General features: G+C 60.6%; 11 protein-coding genes. 4 read left to right on the forward strand and 7 right to left on the reverse strand.

Features of this window, described 5'->3' with window-relative positions; translation table 11 throughout:
- Positions 1-54: 54 nt before the first annotated feature.
- On the reverse strand, positions 55-3,354 hold the full coding sequence (locus KGA89_RS13580) for an AAA family ATPase (RefSeq protein ID WP_223471835.1): 3,300 nt from the start codon (positions 3,352-3,354) through the stop codon (positions 55-57).
- 211 nt (positions 3,355-3,565) lie between these two features.
- Between KGA89_RS13580 and KGA89_RS13585 the strand changes: the two genes are divergently transcribed.
- The 3 genes from KGA89_RS13585 (at position 3,566) to KGA89_RS13595 (ending at position 7,274) form a co-directional block, all read left to right on the forward strand.
- Entirely contained in the window at positions 3,566-5,491 is a 1,926-nt protein-coding gene (locus KGA89_RS13585; RefSeq protein WP_223471836.1) for an MAC/perforin domain-containing protein, read from the forward strand.
- Between the two features lie 168 nt (positions 5,492-5,659).
- On the forward strand, positions 5,660-6,514 hold the full coding sequence (locus tag KGA89_RS13590) for a hypothetical protein (protein WP_028237102.1): 855 nt from the start codon (positions 5,660-5,662) through the stop codon (positions 6,512-6,514).
- A gap of 145 nt (positions 6,515-6,659) precedes the next feature.
- Complete coding sequence (locus KGA89_RS13595) at positions 6,660-7,274, forward strand: hypothetical protein (RefSeq protein WP_223471837.1); 615 nt, start codon at positions 6,660-6,662, stop codon at positions 7,272-7,274.
- A gap of 129 nt (positions 7,275-7,403) precedes the next feature.
- On the opposite strand, the gene KGA89_RS13600 is transcribed toward KGA89_RS13595, so the two are convergent.
- Both KGA89_RS13600 and KGA89_RS13605 read right to left on the reverse strand, forming a co-directional pair.
- Positions 7,404-7,925 carry a single-stranded DNA-binding protein gene (locus KGA89_RS13600; RefSeq protein WP_003206078.1) on the reverse strand — a complete coding sequence of 174 codons (522 nt, stop codon included), beginning with the start codon at positions 7,923-7,925 and terminating at the stop codon, positions 7,404-7,406.
- A 9-nt stretch (positions 7,926-7,934) separates the two neighbouring features.
- Positions 7,935-9,332, reverse strand: coding sequence for an MFS transporter (locus KGA89_RS13605; RefSeq protein WP_003206080.1), 1,398 nt, complete (start codon positions 9,330-9,332; stop codon positions 7,935-7,937).
- 179 nt (positions 9,333-9,511) lie between these two features.
- On the opposite strand from KGA89_RS13605, the gene uvrA reads away from it, so the two are divergent.
- Positions 9,512-12,346 (forward strand): excinuclease ABC subunit UvrA, encoded by a 2,835-nt coding sequence (gene uvrA, locus KGA89_RS13610; RefSeq protein WP_223471838.1) that lies wholly within the window; start codon positions 9,512-9,514, stop codon positions 12,344-12,346.
- A gap of 115 nt (positions 12,347-12,461) precedes the next feature.
- Here the strand turns inward: uvrA and bfr are convergent, their stop codons facing one another.
- The 4 genes from bfr to KGA89_RS13630 all read right to left on the reverse strand — a co-directional run bounded on the left by bfr (position 12,462) and on the right by KGA89_RS13630 (position 16,187).
- Positions 12,462-12,926: a bacterioferritin gene (gene bfr / locus KGA89_RS13615; RefSeq protein ID WP_003206084.1), complete on the reverse strand. Its 465-nt coding sequence runs from the start codon at positions 12,924-12,926 to the stop codon at positions 12,462-12,464.
- Between the two features lie 158 nt (positions 12,927-13,084).
- Entirely contained in the window at positions 13,085-14,533 is a 1,449-nt protein-coding gene (locus KGA89_RS13620) for a catalase (RefSeq protein ID WP_013694334.1), read from the reverse strand.
- A 223-nt stretch (positions 14,534-14,756) separates the two neighbouring features.
- A complete protein-coding gene (gene rplQ, locus KGA89_RS13625; protein ID WP_003186009.1) occupies positions 14,757-15,143 on the reverse strand; it encodes a 50S ribosomal protein L17 in 387 nt (128 codons plus the stop codon).
- A gap of 42 nt (positions 15,144-15,185) precedes the next feature.
- Positions 15,186-16,187 carry a DNA-directed RNA polymerase subunit alpha gene (locus KGA89_RS13630; protein ID WP_003186012.1) on the reverse strand — a complete coding sequence of 334 codons (1,002 nt, stop codon included), beginning with the start codon at positions 16,185-16,187 and terminating at the stop codon, positions 15,186-15,188.
- Positions 16,188-16,196 lie beyond the last annotated feature (9 nt).

Below are 16,196 nucleotides of genomic sequence, written 5' to 3' on the forward strand. Positions count from 1 at the left end.
CTTCGTCGGCGAAGTGCGGTTTTGCCTCAAGCATCAACGGTGTGTCTGGAGCGATCACACATCCAGCACTTGCAGCAACCTCGGCATCGTCGCCACGAATCCCATCTGCTGCGCTTCACGTGCCATCCCTTTCAACTTCTCGCCGCTGGCTTGATCGGCGCTGCGCAGCCACTGCCCGGCCACGTCGATCAACCGCACATGATGGGTGATCCAGGCGCATGACGCCGACTCGGGCAATGCGGCCATCTGTTGCCCATGCCAGATCGCCTGTTCGGTATTGCCCGCCAACAGGCAGGTTTCAGCGGCGGCCACGCGAAAGCGCAAAGCGTTGTGGGCCAGGCAGGCCAGGGTGAGCTGGGCTTCGCCCTTCGCCAAGGCCTGCTGGCTTAGCGGCCCATCGTCGCTGATCATCGCCAGGCTGCCGTAGACCCACGGCCCGATGTAGCGCTGCAGCTCGAAGCGCTCCACCAGGCTCGCCGCCTCCATGATCAAGGTCTGCGCCAGCCCGCGCTCGCCCTGGCGCAACGCCACGCGCGCCAACCCTTCCAGCAGGATCGCTTCGAAACGGCTGGCGCCGAGGTTGCGCGCCAGTGCCAGGGCGCAGGTCAGCTCTTGCTCCGCCAAGGCATCCTGGCCGCCCGCCACCAGCACCCAGGCCGCCGTGAGCCGCGAGAAAACCTGTGCCCGATGATTGCCCAGCCGGGTGCTGCATTCGATGGCCTCCATGGCGTCACGCAAGGCCTGCTCCCGCTGCCCCAGGTACAGCTGCGCCGATCCACGGGCGCTGCGATTGCCCGCCTCCACGTGCGCCAGCCCATTGCGTTCGCACAGGCGTACGCATTGATCGAACACCTCGTAGGCGGTCTGCATGCGCCCTTGTGCGTAATAGGAGTCACCAATGCCACTCAAGGCCTTGGCCTCGGTCTCCAGATCCCGGCCGATGCGGGCACAGGACAAGGCCTCTTCATGGAGCCGGCGACACTCGGCGTAATCGCCCCGTGGAAAATAGATATTCCCGTGCAAGTGATTCAACCGGGCCAGCGCCGTATGCGCCTGCATGGCCCGGGCGATGGGCTGCATGTCCTCGATCAGGCGCTCTTCCTCGTCCAGGCAGTCGAGGGTATTGAGGACCGCTGCCAGCCCCAGCGCAGCCTCGATCTGATCCTGTGGCTGCTCGGCCAAGGCCAAGGCCCGCTGGAAATGCGCCCGAGCCTCCACGGTCTGGCCCAGGCCCGAGCACGCCTGGCCGCACAGCAACGCGAAGGAAAAATTGCCCTGCGTACGCTCGGCAAACGCCGCGCACTGCCGCGCCAGCGCAAGGACACTGTCGTATTGGCAGGCCAGGCGTTTTTCGCCCATGGCTACCAACAACGCGTCGAACGCCGCCGGATCGTTGGCCCGCAGTAAATGCTGGGCATGGAGCACCCGGTCGCGCTCGCGGTAGAGGCTCGCCACTTCACTGTGCAACTGCTCGCGAAGCAACGTGGGCATCGCGTCGTAGAGGCAGTGCATGACCAGGTCGTGGACAAACAGATAGCTGCCTGGCTCGACTTCCCGCAGCAGCCCCTGGCGCATGTCCGCCGTCGGCAGATAACCGGGCTGTCCTAGCGCTTGGCGCCACAGCGTCAGCTCGAAACGATTACCCAGCACCGCGGCGTAATGCAGGGCGCGACGTTGCTCGGGAGCCAGCTTGTCGAAGCGGGTCTGGACCAGATGCCGCAGACTGTCGGGGAAAATACCTTGCTGGCTCGACAGCAGTTGCGTCAGGTACAGCGGATTGCCCTGGGCGCGGGCAACACATTCAGCCCGGTAGCGCGGATCGACATCGATGAATTGCTCCGCCAGGACCGTGGCCTCCCGCGCCCGGATCGGCGCGATATCGAGCAGACTCATGGGGCTGGAGGAATACGAACGGATTTCGCCGCCCAGCGGGTCATCTTCGGGACGGGACGTCAGCAGCCAGACAACCGGCGCTTCGTCAGTGGCATCGAGCAGCTTGCCCAGCAGCGCAAACAGCGTGGTGTCGCCCCAGTGCAGGTCTTCGAAGCAGATCACCAAGGGCTGTTGCACCGCAACGCGCAGCAACACGTCGAGCAAAGCCTGGAACAGCCCCTGGGTACGGGCCTGGTTGCTCATCGCGCCATACAGGATGGGCGGCTCGGCAGACGACACGCCCGTCAGCACTTGCAGGAACATGCGATGTTCGGCGGCCACTTTCAGGCGGGACAAGGCCGCGTCCAACAGCGACGCGCTGATGGACGGCGCCCCTCCGAGGTTGAGCAGGCTGGCCACCAATTGCCCCAGGGGCCACAGACTGTTGTCCATGCCAAAATCCAGCACATCGCCGCGATGGCAGGCAAAGCCACGCTGCCGAGCCATTTCGAGAAACTCGCTGACCAACCGGGTCTTGCCAATGCCCGCCATGCCGCGCACATACACGACGTGCCCATCCTGGCATTCCTGGGTAGCCTCGATCACTGCCTTGAACTGCAACAGCTCGATGGCTCGCCCCACCAACGGACGCGGCGCGTTTTCGTCGAGGCTGCGCGGGCGCAGGCATTTGCGATAGGCCTGAAACTCATCGTCGGAGGCGGAAAACTCAAACCGGGCAGCGAGTTGTTCCAGCAGATTCTGCGCAACATACACCGGCGCATTCCCATGACGATCCAGCAACGGCTTTTGCGCGAGCAAAGCAGGCTCAACATGGGGGGCCGTCGCTTCGGCACTCAGGCGCACAAGCCGCAGCACCAAGGCATGCCCTGGCGTGACGAATTGCTCGCGGCTCAGCGCCAACGCGCAGAGCAGGCCCCGTTCGCTATCGCTGCGATACGCCTGCGGAGAGCCGAATTGGGCGATCACCACATCCTGCGTCATCCCCAGTGGCACGCCACCGAACTGACGCACCAGGCGCTCGACTTCATCCATGAACGTCGCCGCTGGCACCCCATCGATCCGAAAGGACAGTTCAATTACGTAGCGAATGACGCTGTCATCGACCTGTTTCTGCGCCTGTTGCGCAAAGGCCATCTGGTGCAGTTCGGTCATCGTCTGTTGGATGTGCACCAAAGCCGCCGAGGCGGGATCGCCCAGCAGCGCACTCACATCGACCCCGAAGGCCGTCGCCAGGTGCCGAGCGGTGCGATAAAGCACCGGCTTGCCGGTTTCGGCGCGCTTGATGGAGGCGATCGAGACGCACAAATGCCGGTTCAGGCAGGCCTCGGCCAGGGTTTCCTGACTCAGGCCATGCTGTTTGCGCAGTCCTTTCAACGACACCGCGTCCAACAGCACACGACCGTCGGATATCGAGGCATCACGCTTGGGCAGGGCAGCAAAGGTATTGTGTCGGGAGTCCATGTCGATAACCCTTCTACCCTGGGACAACGGCAGCCGATCGAGTGTACTCCAGCGCCTCTCTGCGAGTTAATGAAAAGATGGCATTTGGCCTGATACCAAACTGATACCGGACTGACACTGCTCTGGACTGTCCGGTTATCAAGGCCCTCCCGATACTCACTCCCATCAATTGGCACCCAGTTGATACAACCTGAGCGATGGGAGAAAGGCGATGAACGATGGACTGAAGGGCACCGCAGGCGAAGACTTGCGCGATATCGGCGGTTCGCAACTGCTGGGGCGTGGACTGAACCGGCTCGATTGGGCCGGCGATAGCAAGGAGTGTCAGAAGGTCGGCGATACCGAGTCGGGCAAACGTGCCGTGCCGTACCGGAAAACAGCCTACAACGTAGGGAAAAACGTCACCATGTCCACCGTCGTGGCCACCGAGAATTTCTCAACCGAGACGTTTTCCTCCCGCGACGAGTACGAAAAACATACCCAGACGAGTGTCGAAGCCTCCGGTAAATACGGCGCCTTTTCCGCCGGTTTCAAAGTCACCTTCGGCAGTGACATCAAGACGCTCGAAGAGCGCGAAGCCGCGCTCTACAGTCACACCGTGCGGTTATGGAAACTGACCTTCGAAGTCAATCCGGCCAATGCGACTGAAGCGTTCAAGAAGCGTGTCGATGACCTGCCCAAGGCCTTCGATCCGGGCAATCCGACGGTGTTTTTCAACTTCCTCGTCGATTTTGGCGCCGATATCGTCAGCGAAGTGACCGTCGGCGGCTCGCTGAACTATGCGATGACCGCACTCAAGAGTTTCCTCAGCCAGACCAACACCCTCGATGCGATGGTCAAGGCCGAATACGGCGCCTTTGTCAGCGGTAGCGCGACCACCTCGATCTCGGAAACGGTCAAGAAAAACATCGCCCACCGCAATGCCAACCTGACCACCCAGGGCGGTACGCACGCCATCGCGTTCAACGCAGTGGACCCCAGCAACTGCAACGCGGAGTTCGGCAAATGGCGTGAATCGCTGCCGGACGACCCTACGGTCGTGGAGTTGAAAATCTCGCCGGTCTATCGTTTCGTCAAGGAAGGCGAGACCCGTACGGCACTGGAACAGGCCTACCAGTGGTACACCAGCTACAAGGCGGAAATCGAAGCCAATTGGCAGGAGTCGGTGGTGGTCCTCGGTCGCTCCGGGCGGCAAACCACGCCCAAGGCCGCGGCAACCGGCCCGGCCTTGCGAATGGTGTTCGTCGACAACAAAAGCAAGGAAACCAGCGAGAGCTTCCACTACCCACCCGCCGCGAATGCATCGACCACGGAATTTGAACAGTTCTGGGATGGACTGGCCCTGCTGCTGAGACAAAAAAGCGGGCAGAAACTGCTGATGGCCACTGAACGCTGGCCGCGCGACTCACGCTACTACCCGGGGTACGCGATGCGCGAGGCCCTGCTGGCCAACGGCGCCAGCGAAGTGTCGCTCGCACGCTGGGAGACGCTGACCAAGCACATGCAACCCAACCCGTTGTCCGGCCTGACCTATGTGCTGGCGGGGAATGACTTCGAGGTGCCCGGTGTCGATGGACTCATTGCCGGTTTCGGCCAGGCAGGCAAAGACCTCAACCCAACGGTGAAGATCAAGGCTCGGCTTTCCCACGACTCGTTCGGCAAGGTCAAGCTGGTCAAGACGGCAAGTACCGAGCAGGACCCTCGCACCGCGCTGTACATCGTGCGCAACAATACTGGGGACAAACCGGCGCTGGCAGTGGATCCGCAAAACCGGACCCGTATCGCCATGCAGACGCCGGACAGGTGCAACCCAGGGCAATTCTGGTACATGCCCGAGCTGGAAAAACCCTACCCGGAAATCAACCACCCGGTACTGCTGATCAACTACGAGACGGGAACCTGCCTGCAGGGCATGCATGACCAGGGCGACTGCCGGCTCAAGCCCATCGAACCGGGCCGCCAACAGGACGACGTCATTTGGGACCGGCGCGGCGATGAGGTGTTTCACCTGTTGATGGTCTACTACTGGATGGACGCCTTGTGCCTGACCCAGGTTGAAAAGCGCGCCGCAGTCCGGGCTTGGCGCCAACCTCACGGCATGGATTGGTTGCGCGAGCAGCATCGTCCATATAGTTGATACCCGATAGTTACCCCCCCTGTAGGAGCGAGCTTGCTCGCGATGGCGGCGGCACATCCAACATTGGTGCAAGCTGACCCACCGCTATCGCGAGCAAGCTCGCACAGGTTTCATGACTTGATTGACTGCCATTCCCTCTAGCCCTCTTGCGTGCGTGGTCCCCATACGATGCAAGTCTTCAACAGTGTTCCCTTTATCGGCGACGGCGCGGAAACAGCGCTCGATCCCCGCCGGTTTCCCTATCTGTTCAACGACCATGGGTTGGCGCAGCCGAGTGTCCAGGTGCGCGGCAACCTGATCCAGCTCAGCCCCGAAAATCCATCCCTGTCCGTGGGCACTCGCTACTCCGGCATCAGTTGGAGAGATCGTGAGGTTCCAACGAACACCGGCTCCTACTGGATCAAGACGTTCGACTTCCACGCCAGCGAAGTGCACTACGCCCCCATCTGGGCAACCAGGGAAACGGCGCAAGCCTTCGGCATGACCCTGCTCGGCAACGGCGAATGCCTGCGTTTCGAGTACGACCAACTGATCCTGGGCCAATACACCTACGGCAAATGGGCCGGCCACCAATCGCCCTACCTGGGCCCGGCGCGCCAGCGCGAGCTGCTGACCTACAACCCGACCGACCTCGAATACCACAACTTCCCCCACGCGTTCTTTTCCCGCTACGGACGCTTGCCGCTGGTGATCAGCGTCGCCCGCTGGCGTCCTGCGGCCAGGGAAATTTATCTGGCTGACCTGTGGCTGCGGCCCGGTGATGCACTGGTCCTGCCGCCCAAGCATTACCCCGACATAGCCCCCAGTGACGCCCGCGGCATCGAAAACTGGCCGGCCGTCGTGGACATGCACGGCAACCGAAACTCGGCGCTGGCCTGCTGGTTCGGGGAAGGCGAGGACTGTTTGCTGACGGAGACGATCCTGGCCAATTCGACCTTGATGAACTCCCCCCAGGGCAAACCGCACTATCACGAAGAGAAGACGCCGACACGGCATGAGTTACCGGCAAATTACCGACCGTGAGGGTGATAGCACTACAGGTCAGACAGAAAAAACCTGGGTTGGCGGGGGCCAGGAAGAACCCAACCTCGGGCGGGCTGTTTTTTACTAGGCGTACTTGGGCAATAACGATAAGAATGGCCGGGCATTTTTCCCAAGAGCCAGCCGTATGAAACGCAAACGCCCGCCGCGCCTGGTCGAATCCCCGTTCCCGACCGCTACATCAGCGCCACGGCACCCGCCCACGTGGGATTGCTCAAGCGACGTATCCAGGCCGGGATTCCTGGGCACCATGATTTACGCTGCGGGGATGTTACTGGCCCTGCCCGTCTACGGGCTGGCAGTGTTTACCATGATGCTGTTCAAGGTCGAAGGTCTGTCGTCCATTCACATGAGAATGATCGAAGATCCACTGATTCTAGCGCTCATGTTCATCAGCGCATTCGCGGCCGTCTGCGTGATCAACTGGCTCGCCTCCGGGCCCCAGGTGCTTGGCTTCTGCTTCGACGAACGCCAGCAACGCCTCACCTTCACCCAGCGCCGCCCTGCCCGGCAAACCACCGAAGAATGCGTGCCGTACAGCGATATCCATTCCATCAGGCCCTACATAACGACCGCTTCCGCCAACTTTTGTCACTTTGTGGTGTGCTTCGCCGGGGACAATGGCAAGCCGATCGAACTTCGGTTTTCAGATGTAACGGTGCGGGACATGGCGCTCCATGCCGAGTGGTTGAGGCAGTCGATTGGCGAGAGGATGCAGGAAGTATTGGATCTGGATTTGTGAGCATGACCGGGATTGCCCGGTGTCCTCAAGTCATGAACCTGGCCTGCGCCAATAAATAAAAAAGCCCCAAGGGCAGAGTGCGCTTGGGGCCTGTTTTCAAACTATTGGCGGAGTAGTCTCAACCAGTAATCAGAACGGAATATCGTCATCAAAGCTGTCGAAATCCGGAGCCGGTTGCGGCGCGGCCTGTTGTGGGGCCGGGCGTTCGCGTTGTGGCTGTGGCGCCGACTGCGGACGAGGCGCCTGCTGACGCGGGGCCGGAGCCGACTGCTGGTAGTTGTTGCCACCTTGTTGCTGGTCGCCTTGTGGACGGCCGCCCAGCAGCTGCATGGTGCCTTGCATGTCGACCACGATTTCGGTGGTGTAGCGCTTGATGCCGTCTTTTTCCCACTCGCGGGTCTGCAGCTTGCCTTCGATGTACACCTGCGAACCCTTGCGCAGGTATTCGCCGGCGATCTCAGCCACTTTGCCGAACATCGACACGCGGTGCCATTCGGTCTTCTCGACCTTCTGGCCGGTCTGCTTGTCGGTCCACTGTTCGCTGGTCGCCAGACTCAGGTTGGTCACGGCGTTGCCGTTCGGCAGGTAGCGAACTTCGGGATCCTGGCCGCAAGTACCGACCAATATGACTTTGTTAACCCCACGGGCCATAACGTTCTCCTAGGCTTCGCACGTGGTCGGGGCCGGGTTGTTCACCAGGCGCTCGAGCGTCGCGCGATCCAATAATTCGGTGTCGAGTTTGATATACACGGCCGCCTCGTCGGCGACCACCACTGCATCGGTTACTCCAACGACGGCCTTCAGACGCTCGGTCAGGCCAGCCTCACGAATCGCCTCGGGCGATAAGGGCAAGCGCAGGCTCGTCACATAGGGAGGTTCGCGCATGGTAACAGCAAAGGCGAACCAAAGTGCAGCCAGCGCGGCACAACCCAGGAACACAACCGACAAACCGCCATGCTGGAACAGCCAACCGCCGAGGATCCCGCCCAACGCCGAACCCAGGAACTGACTGGTGGAATAGACCCCCATCGCCGTGCCCTTGCCGCCCGCCGGTGAAACCTTGCTGATCAACGACGGCAGCGATGCTTCCAGCAGATTGAACGCGGTAAAGAACACCACCGTGCCGATCACCAGCGCCCGCAAGCTATCGCCGAACTGCCAGAAGAATAGCTCAGTGAGCATCAACGTCATGACGGCGCCGAGCAAAACTCGTTTCATTTTGCGTCGCTTCTCGCCATAGATGATGAACGGAATCATGGCGAAGAACGAAATCAGCAGCGCCGTCAGGTAGACCCACCAGTGCTGCTCCTTGGGCAGGCCGGCCTTCTGGACCAGGGCCAGCGGCAGGGCCACGAAGCTGGACATCAGCATGGCGTGGAGCACGAAAATGCCCAGGTCCAGGCGCAACAGGTCCGGGTGCTTGAGCGTCGGGATCAATGCCTGGCGCGCCACCCCGGACTCCCGGTGCTGCAACGGCCCGGTGGCGTGCGGCACCATGAACGCCACGATCAGGATGCCCACCAGCGCCATGGCGCCGGTCGCCAGGAACAGGCCCGACAAGCCAAAGGCACGGGTCAGCAAGGGGCCTACCACCATGGCCACGGCGAACGACAGACCAATGGTCATGCCGATCATGGCCATGGCCTTGGTCCGATGCTGTTCGCGGGTCAAGTCTGACAGCAGCGCCATGACAGCCGCGGAAATAGCCCCGGCGCCCTGTAGGATGCGTCCGGCGATCACGCCCCAGATCGAGTCGGCATTGGCCGCCAGCACACTGCCAAGGGCGAAGACGATCAGCCCCAGGTAGATGACCGGACGCCGGCCGATGCGGTCGGAAATGACCCCGAACGGGATCTGGAAGATCGCCTGGGTCAGGCCATAAGCGCCAATCGCCAACCCGATGAGGGCCGGGGTCGCGCCAGCCAGGTCCATGCCATAGGTCGCCAGCACCGGCAACACCATGAACATGCCCAGCATACGGAAGGCGAACACCAGGGCCAGACCGCTTGCTGCGCGTGTCTCGCCACTACTCATGCGTTCGCTGTGGGGATCTTGCATGGAAAAACCTCATGTGAACCGGCGGCGATTCTACCAGTCCCATCGATTGAGAGGGTATATGGCGACTGTTTGCCGCGCAGTCTTCATGTATGGCTGCAATCGCACCTTCGATAGTGTGCATCCATCCAGTATTTGCCCGTATACTCCTACGTTTTCGACGCCCGCCGAGCGAGGCCACTTTGGACAAGATCCTGATTCGTGGGGCCCGTACCCACAACCTGAAGAACATCGACCTGACCCTGCCACGGGACAAGCTGATCGTCATCACCGGCCTGTCCGGATCCGGCAAATCATCCCTGGCCTTCGACACGTTGTACGCTGAAGGCCAGCGACGCTATGTCGAATCGCTGTCGGCCTACGCCCGGCAGTTCCTGTCGATGATGGAAAAACCCGACGTCGACACCATCGAAGGCCTGTCGCCGGCCATTTCCATCGAACAGAAGTCGACCTCCCATAACCCCCGGTCGACGGTCGGCACCATCACCGAGATCTACGACTACCTGCGTTTGCTGTATGCGCGGGTCGGCATTCCCCGCTGCCCCGATCACGATATTCCCCTGGAAGCCCAGACCGTCAGCCAGATGGTCGACCTGGTGCTGGCCCAGCCGGAAGGCAGCAAGCTGATGCTGCTGGCGCCAGTGATTCGCGAGCGCAAGGGCGAACACCTGATGGTTTTCGAAGAACTGCGCGCCCAGGGCTTCGTGCGGGCCCGGGTCAACGGCAAACTGTGCGAACTGGACGAATTGCCGAAGCTGGATAAGCAGAAGAAGCATTCGATCGATGTAGTGGTCGACCGCTTCAAGGTCCGGGCCGACCTGCAACAGCGGCTGGCCGAGTCCTTCGAGACGGCACTGAAACTGGCCGACGGCATCGCCCTGGTCGCGCCGATGGACGACGAGCCTGGCGAGGAAATCATTTTCTCCGCGCGCTTCGCCTGCCCGATCTGCGGCCACGCCATCAGCGAGCTGGAACCCAAGCTGTTTTCCTTCAACAACCCGGCTGGCGCCTGCCCGACCTGCGACGGCCTGGGGGTCAAGCAGTTCTTCGACACCAAGCGGCTGGTCAATGGCGAGCTGACCCTGGCCGAAGGCGCGATTCGCGGCTGGGACAGGCGCAACGTCTATTACTTCCAGATGCTCGGTTCGCTGGCGGCCCATTACAAGTTCAGCCTGGACAAGCCGTTCAACGAGTTGCCCGCTGACCAGCAGAAATTCATCCTGCAGGGCAGCGGCTCGCAGAATGTCGACTTCAAATACCTCAACGACCGCGGCGATATCGTCAAGCGCTCACACCCGTTCGAGGGCATCGTGCCGAACCTGGAGCGACGCTACCGCGAGACCGAATCGGCCAGCGTGCGCGAAGAACTGGCCAAGTTCCTCAGCACCCAGCCCTGCCCGGATTGCCGTGGCACCCGTCTACGTCGCGAAGCGCGGCATGTGTGGGTCGGCGAGAAAACGCTGCCGGCGGTGACCAACCTGCCGATTGGCGACGCCACCGATTATTTCGGCGGTTTGAAGCTCACCGGCCGTCGGGGCGAAATCGCTGACAAGATCCTCAAGGAAATCCGCGAGCGCCTGCAGTTCCTGGTGAACGTCGGCCTGGATTACCTGACCCTCGATCGCAGCGCCGACACCCTGTCCGGCGGCGAAGCCCAGCGTATCCGCCTCGCCAGCCAGATCGGCGCCGGCCTGGTGGGGGTGATGTACATCCTCGACGAGCCGTCCATCGGCCTGCACCAACGGGATAACGACCGGTTGCTCGGAACCCTGAAGCACCTGCGGGACATCGGCAACACGGTGATCGTGGTCGAGCACGACGAGGACGCCATCCGCCTGGCTGACTACGTGGTCGACATCGGCCCGGGCGCGGGCGTGCATGGCGGGCATATCGTCGCCCAGGGCACCGCTGCCGAAGTCATGGCGCACCCTGACTCGTTGACGGGCAAATACCTGTCGGGTCGGGTCAAGATCAAGGTCCCGGCCAAACGTACGCCGCGCAACAAGAAGTTGTCGCTGACCCTCAAGGGTGCTCGCGGCAACAATTTGCGCAACGTCGACCTGGAAATCCCGATCGGCCTGCTGACCTGCGTTACCGGCGTGTCTGGCTCCGGCAAGTCGACGCTGATCAACAATACCCTGTTCCCCCTCAGCGCCACGGCCCTGAACGGCGCCACGACCCTGGAAGCGGCCGCCCACGACAGCATCAAGGGCCTGGAGCACCTGGACAAGGTGGTCGACATCGACCAGAGCCCGATTGGCCGCACCCCGCGTTCGAACCCGGCGACCTATACCGGGCTGTTCACACCGATCCGCGAACTGTTCGCCGGCGTGCCGGAGTCCCGTTCGCGTGGCTACGGCCCAGGGCGTTTCTCGTTCAACGTCAAGGGCGGGCGCTGCGAAGCCTGCCAGGGCGATGGCCTGATCAAGGTGGAAATGCACTTCCTGCCAGACATCTACGTGCCGTGCGATGTGTGCAAGAGCAAGCGCTACAATCGCGAGACCCTGGAGATCAAATACAAGGGCAAGAACATCCACGAAACCCTAGAGATGACCATCGAGGAGGCCCGGGTGTTCTTCGACGCGGTGCCGGCCCTGGCGCGCAAGCTCCAGACGCTGATGGATGTCGGCCTGTCGTATATCAAGCTGGGGCAGTCGGCAACCACGCTGTCCGGCGGTGAAGCCCAGCGGGTCAAGTTGTCCCGCGAGCTGTCCAAGCGCGACACCGGCAAGACCCTGTATATCCTCGACGAGCCGACCACAGGCCTGCACTTCGCCGATATCCAGCAATTGCTCGACGTGCTGCACCGCCTTCGTGACCACGGCAACACCGTGGTGGTGATCGAACACAACCTGGACGTGATCAAGACCGCTGACTGGCTGGTGGACCTGGGGCCGGAAGGCGGCTCCAAGGGTGGCCAGATCATCGCCGTAGGGACGCCGGAACAAGTGGCCGAGATGAAGCAGTCCTACACCGGCTACTACCTCAAGCCGCTGCTGGAACGTGATCGGGACTGATTTCACCCGAGCACGAAAAAGCCCCCTGTCATCTCACCGATGACAGGGGCTTGATCGTTCCCACGCTCTGCGTGGGAATGCAGCCTGGGACGCTCTGCGTTCCCTTTCCCAGCAATCAGAACTGCGATTGCAAGTAGTTTTCCAACCCGATCAGCTTGATCAGACCCAACTGCTTCTCCAGCCAGTAGGTGTGGTCTTCTTCGGTGTCGGCGAGCTGGATCCGCAGGATCTCGCGGGTCACGTAGTCGTTGTGCTGTTCGCAGAGCTCGATGCCTTTGCACAGCGCAGCGCGGACTTTGTATTCCAGGCGCAGGTCGGCGGCGAGCATATCGGGCACCGTGGTACCGACGTCGAGGTCATCGGCGCGCATGCGTGGCGTGCCTTCGAGCATCAGGATCCGGCGCATCAGCGCATCGGCGTGCTGGGTCTCTTCTTCCATCTCGTGGTTGATACGTTCGTAGAGCTCGGTAAAACCCCAATCCTCGTACATCCGCGAATGGATGAAATATTGATCACGGGCTGCCAGTTCGCCTGTCAGCAACGTGTTGAGGTAATCGATTACGTCTGGGTGACCTTGCATCGCCCTACATCTCCACAAGCTTTTAAAGGCTGTAGTTTGAACCAAGCTGACCGCAAGGTCACTGGCTCAACGCAACAAAAGCGAAGAAAATCCGAGAAAACCAGGTTAAATAACGCAAAAACCGCCCTAATGAGGGCGGTTCTGCTTCTCGTTTAGACTTAGTTAAGCGCTACACCCAATGCTTTTGCGATGCCCTCTCCATAGGCAACATCGGCCTTGAAGAAATGCTGCAACTGACGGTCAACCACATCTGCCGACACGCCTCCCATTGCGCCAGCGATGTTGCTGATCAACAGCGCCTTCTGCTCGTCGCTCATCAAGCGGAACAGCGCTCCGGCGTGGCTGTAGTAGTCGGTGTCTTCGCGATGGTCGTAACGGTCCGCCGCGCCACTGAGGGCCAGTGCTGGTTCTGCGTAACGCGGTGCCTGCTTCGGTGCCTCCACGTAGCTGTTAGGCTCGTAGTTTGGTGCCGCCCCGCCATTGCTGCCAAACGCCATGGCGCCGTCGCGCTGGTAGGTATTGACCGGACTGCGCGGCGCATTCACCGGCAATTGCTGGTGATTGGTGCCCACACGGTAGCGGTGCGCATCCGCGTAGGCGAAGACACGTCCCTGCAGCATGCGGTCCGGCGAGAGGCCAACCCCTGGCACCATGTTGCTAGGGCCAAATGCCGCTTGCTCGACTTCGGCAAAGTAATTCAGCGGGTTACGGTTGAGCTCGAGCACACCGACTTCGATCAGCGGAAACTCTTTCTGCGACCAGGTCTTGGTGACGTCAAACGGATTCTCGTAATGGGCTGCGGCCTGGGCTTCGGTCATGACCTGGATGCAAACGCTCCATTTCGGGAAGTCACCGCGCTCGATGGCACCGAACAAGTCACGCTGGGCGTAATCCGGGTCGGTACCCGCCAGGCGTGCTGCCTCTGCCGGCGCGAGGTTCTTGATCCCTTGCTGGGTCTTGTAGTGCCACTTCACCCAGTGGCGCTCACCCTGCGCGTTGATCAGGCTGTAGGTGTGACTGCCGAAGCCGTGCATGTGACGGTAGCCATCCGGAATACCGCGATCGGAGAACAGAATGGTGACCTGGTGCAACGCCTCAGGCGAATGCGACCAGAAATCCCACATCGCCTGGGCGCTTTTCAGGTTGCTTTGCGGCAGACGTTTCTGGGTGTGGATGAAGTCTGGAAACTTCAACGGATCACGAATGAAGAATACCGGCGTGTTGTTGCCAACGATGTCCCAGTTGCCTTCCTCGGTGTAGAACTTCAGGGCGAAGCCGCGCGGGTCGCGTTCAGTGTCGGCCGAACCACGTTCACCACCCACGGTAGAGAACCGCAGGAAGGTTGGCGTCTGCTTGCCGATCGACTCGAACAACTTGGCGCTGGTGTACTGAGTGATGTCCTGGGTGACGGTGAATGTACCGTAGGCGCCCGAGCCTTTGGCATGCACGCGACGTTCAGGGATGTTTTCGCGGTTGAAGTGAGCAAGCTTCTCGATCAAGTGAAAGTCGTCGAGCAGCAGCGGGCCGCGCGGGCCGGCGGAACGAGAGTTCTGGTTATCGGCGACAGGAGCGCCGCTGGCGGTCGTAAGCGTTTTGATCTGGCTCATGCTCAATCTTCCTAGGTCGGTCTTCGAACTGCCGGCTAATCGGCTGGAAAGGAGTATTGATCATATTAATGACAGTATCCAAATTCATTAAATCATGGACATCGATAGTCATTATCTAACGCTGAATACTTGCCAATAGCCAAGCCAGTCGAAACGGCTTGCCTGCTTTCCTTCAGGCAACAAAAAACCGGGCACAAGGCCCGGTTTTTTGTATGTTGCCGACTTACTCAGCGGATACAGCTTCACCACTGGTAGCACGATCAACCAACTCGACGTACGCCATAGGCGCGTTGTCGCCAGCGCGGAAACCGCACTTGAGGATGCGCAGGTAGCCACCCTCACGGGTAGCGTAACGCTTGCCCAGGTCGTTGAAGAGCTTACCAACGATAGCTTTCGAACGAGTACGGTCGAAAGCCAGACGGCGGTTAGCCAGGCTATCTGTCTTGGCCAGAGTGATCAGCGGCTCAGCAACGCGACGCAGTTCTTTGGCTTTCGGCAGTGTAGTTTTGATCAGCTCGTGCTCGAACAGCGACACCGCCATGTTTTGGAACATGGCCTTGCGGTGCGAGCTGGTGCGGCTCAGGTGACGACCACTTTTACGATGACGCATGGTTCATTCCTTACCAAACACAACGTTCGGTGATTACGACGATCAGGCAGTCGCCTTGTCGTCCTTCTTAAGACTTGCAGGCGGCCAGTTGTCGAGGCGCATGCCGAGGGACAGACCGCGGGAGGCCAGAACGTCCTTGATTTCAGTCAAGGATTTCTTGCCAAGGTTCGGAGTCTTCAACAGCTCTACTTCGGTACGCTGAATCAGGTCGCCGATGTAGTAGATGTTTTCCGCCTTAAGGCAGTTAGCCGAACGTACAGTCAGTTCCAGATCGTCAACCGGGCGAAGCAGGATCGGATCGATCTCGTCTTCCTGCTCGACAACCACTGGCTCACTGTCACCTTTGAGGTCGACGAACGCAGCCAACTGCTGTTGCAGGATGGTTGCAGCACGGCGGATAGCCTCTTCAGGATCCAGGGTACCGTTGGTTTCCAGATCAATAACCAGCTTGTCCAGGTTGGTACGCTGTTCGACACGGGCGTTTTCCACCACGTATGCGATACGGCGAACTGGGCTGAACGAAGAGTCAAGCTGCAAGCGACCGATGCTGCGGCTTTCGTCTTCATCGCTCTGACGCGAGTCTGCCGGTTCATAACCACGACCACGAGCTACGGTGAGCTTCATGTTCAGGGCGCCGTTAGACGCCAGGTTAGCGATTACGTGATCGGGGTTAACGATCTCGACATCATGATCCAGCTGAATATCGGCAGCGGTAACCACCCCCGAACCCTTCTTCGACAAGGTCAGCGTAACTTCGTCACGACCGTGCAGCTTGATAGCCAGACCTTTAAGGTTCAACAGGATTTCAATTACGTCTTCCTGTACACCTTCGATGGCGCTGTACTCGTGGAGCACACCGTCAATCTCGGCCTCGACTACTGCACAGCCGGGCATTGAGGACAACAGGATGCGGCGCAGCGCGTTGCCCAGGGTGTGGCCGAAACCACGCTCGAGAGGCTCGAGTGTGATCTTGGCGCGGGTTGGACTGACAACCTGCACATCAATATGGCGGGGTGTCAGGAACTCATTTACCGAAATCTGCATGGATGCACC

Source organism: Pseudomonas sp. A-RE-22 (genome assembly GCF_019956035.1).
Classification (GTDB): Bacteria; Pseudomonadota; Gammaproteobacteria; order Pseudomonadales; family Pseudomonadaceae; genus Aquipseudomonas; species Aquipseudomonas brassicacearum.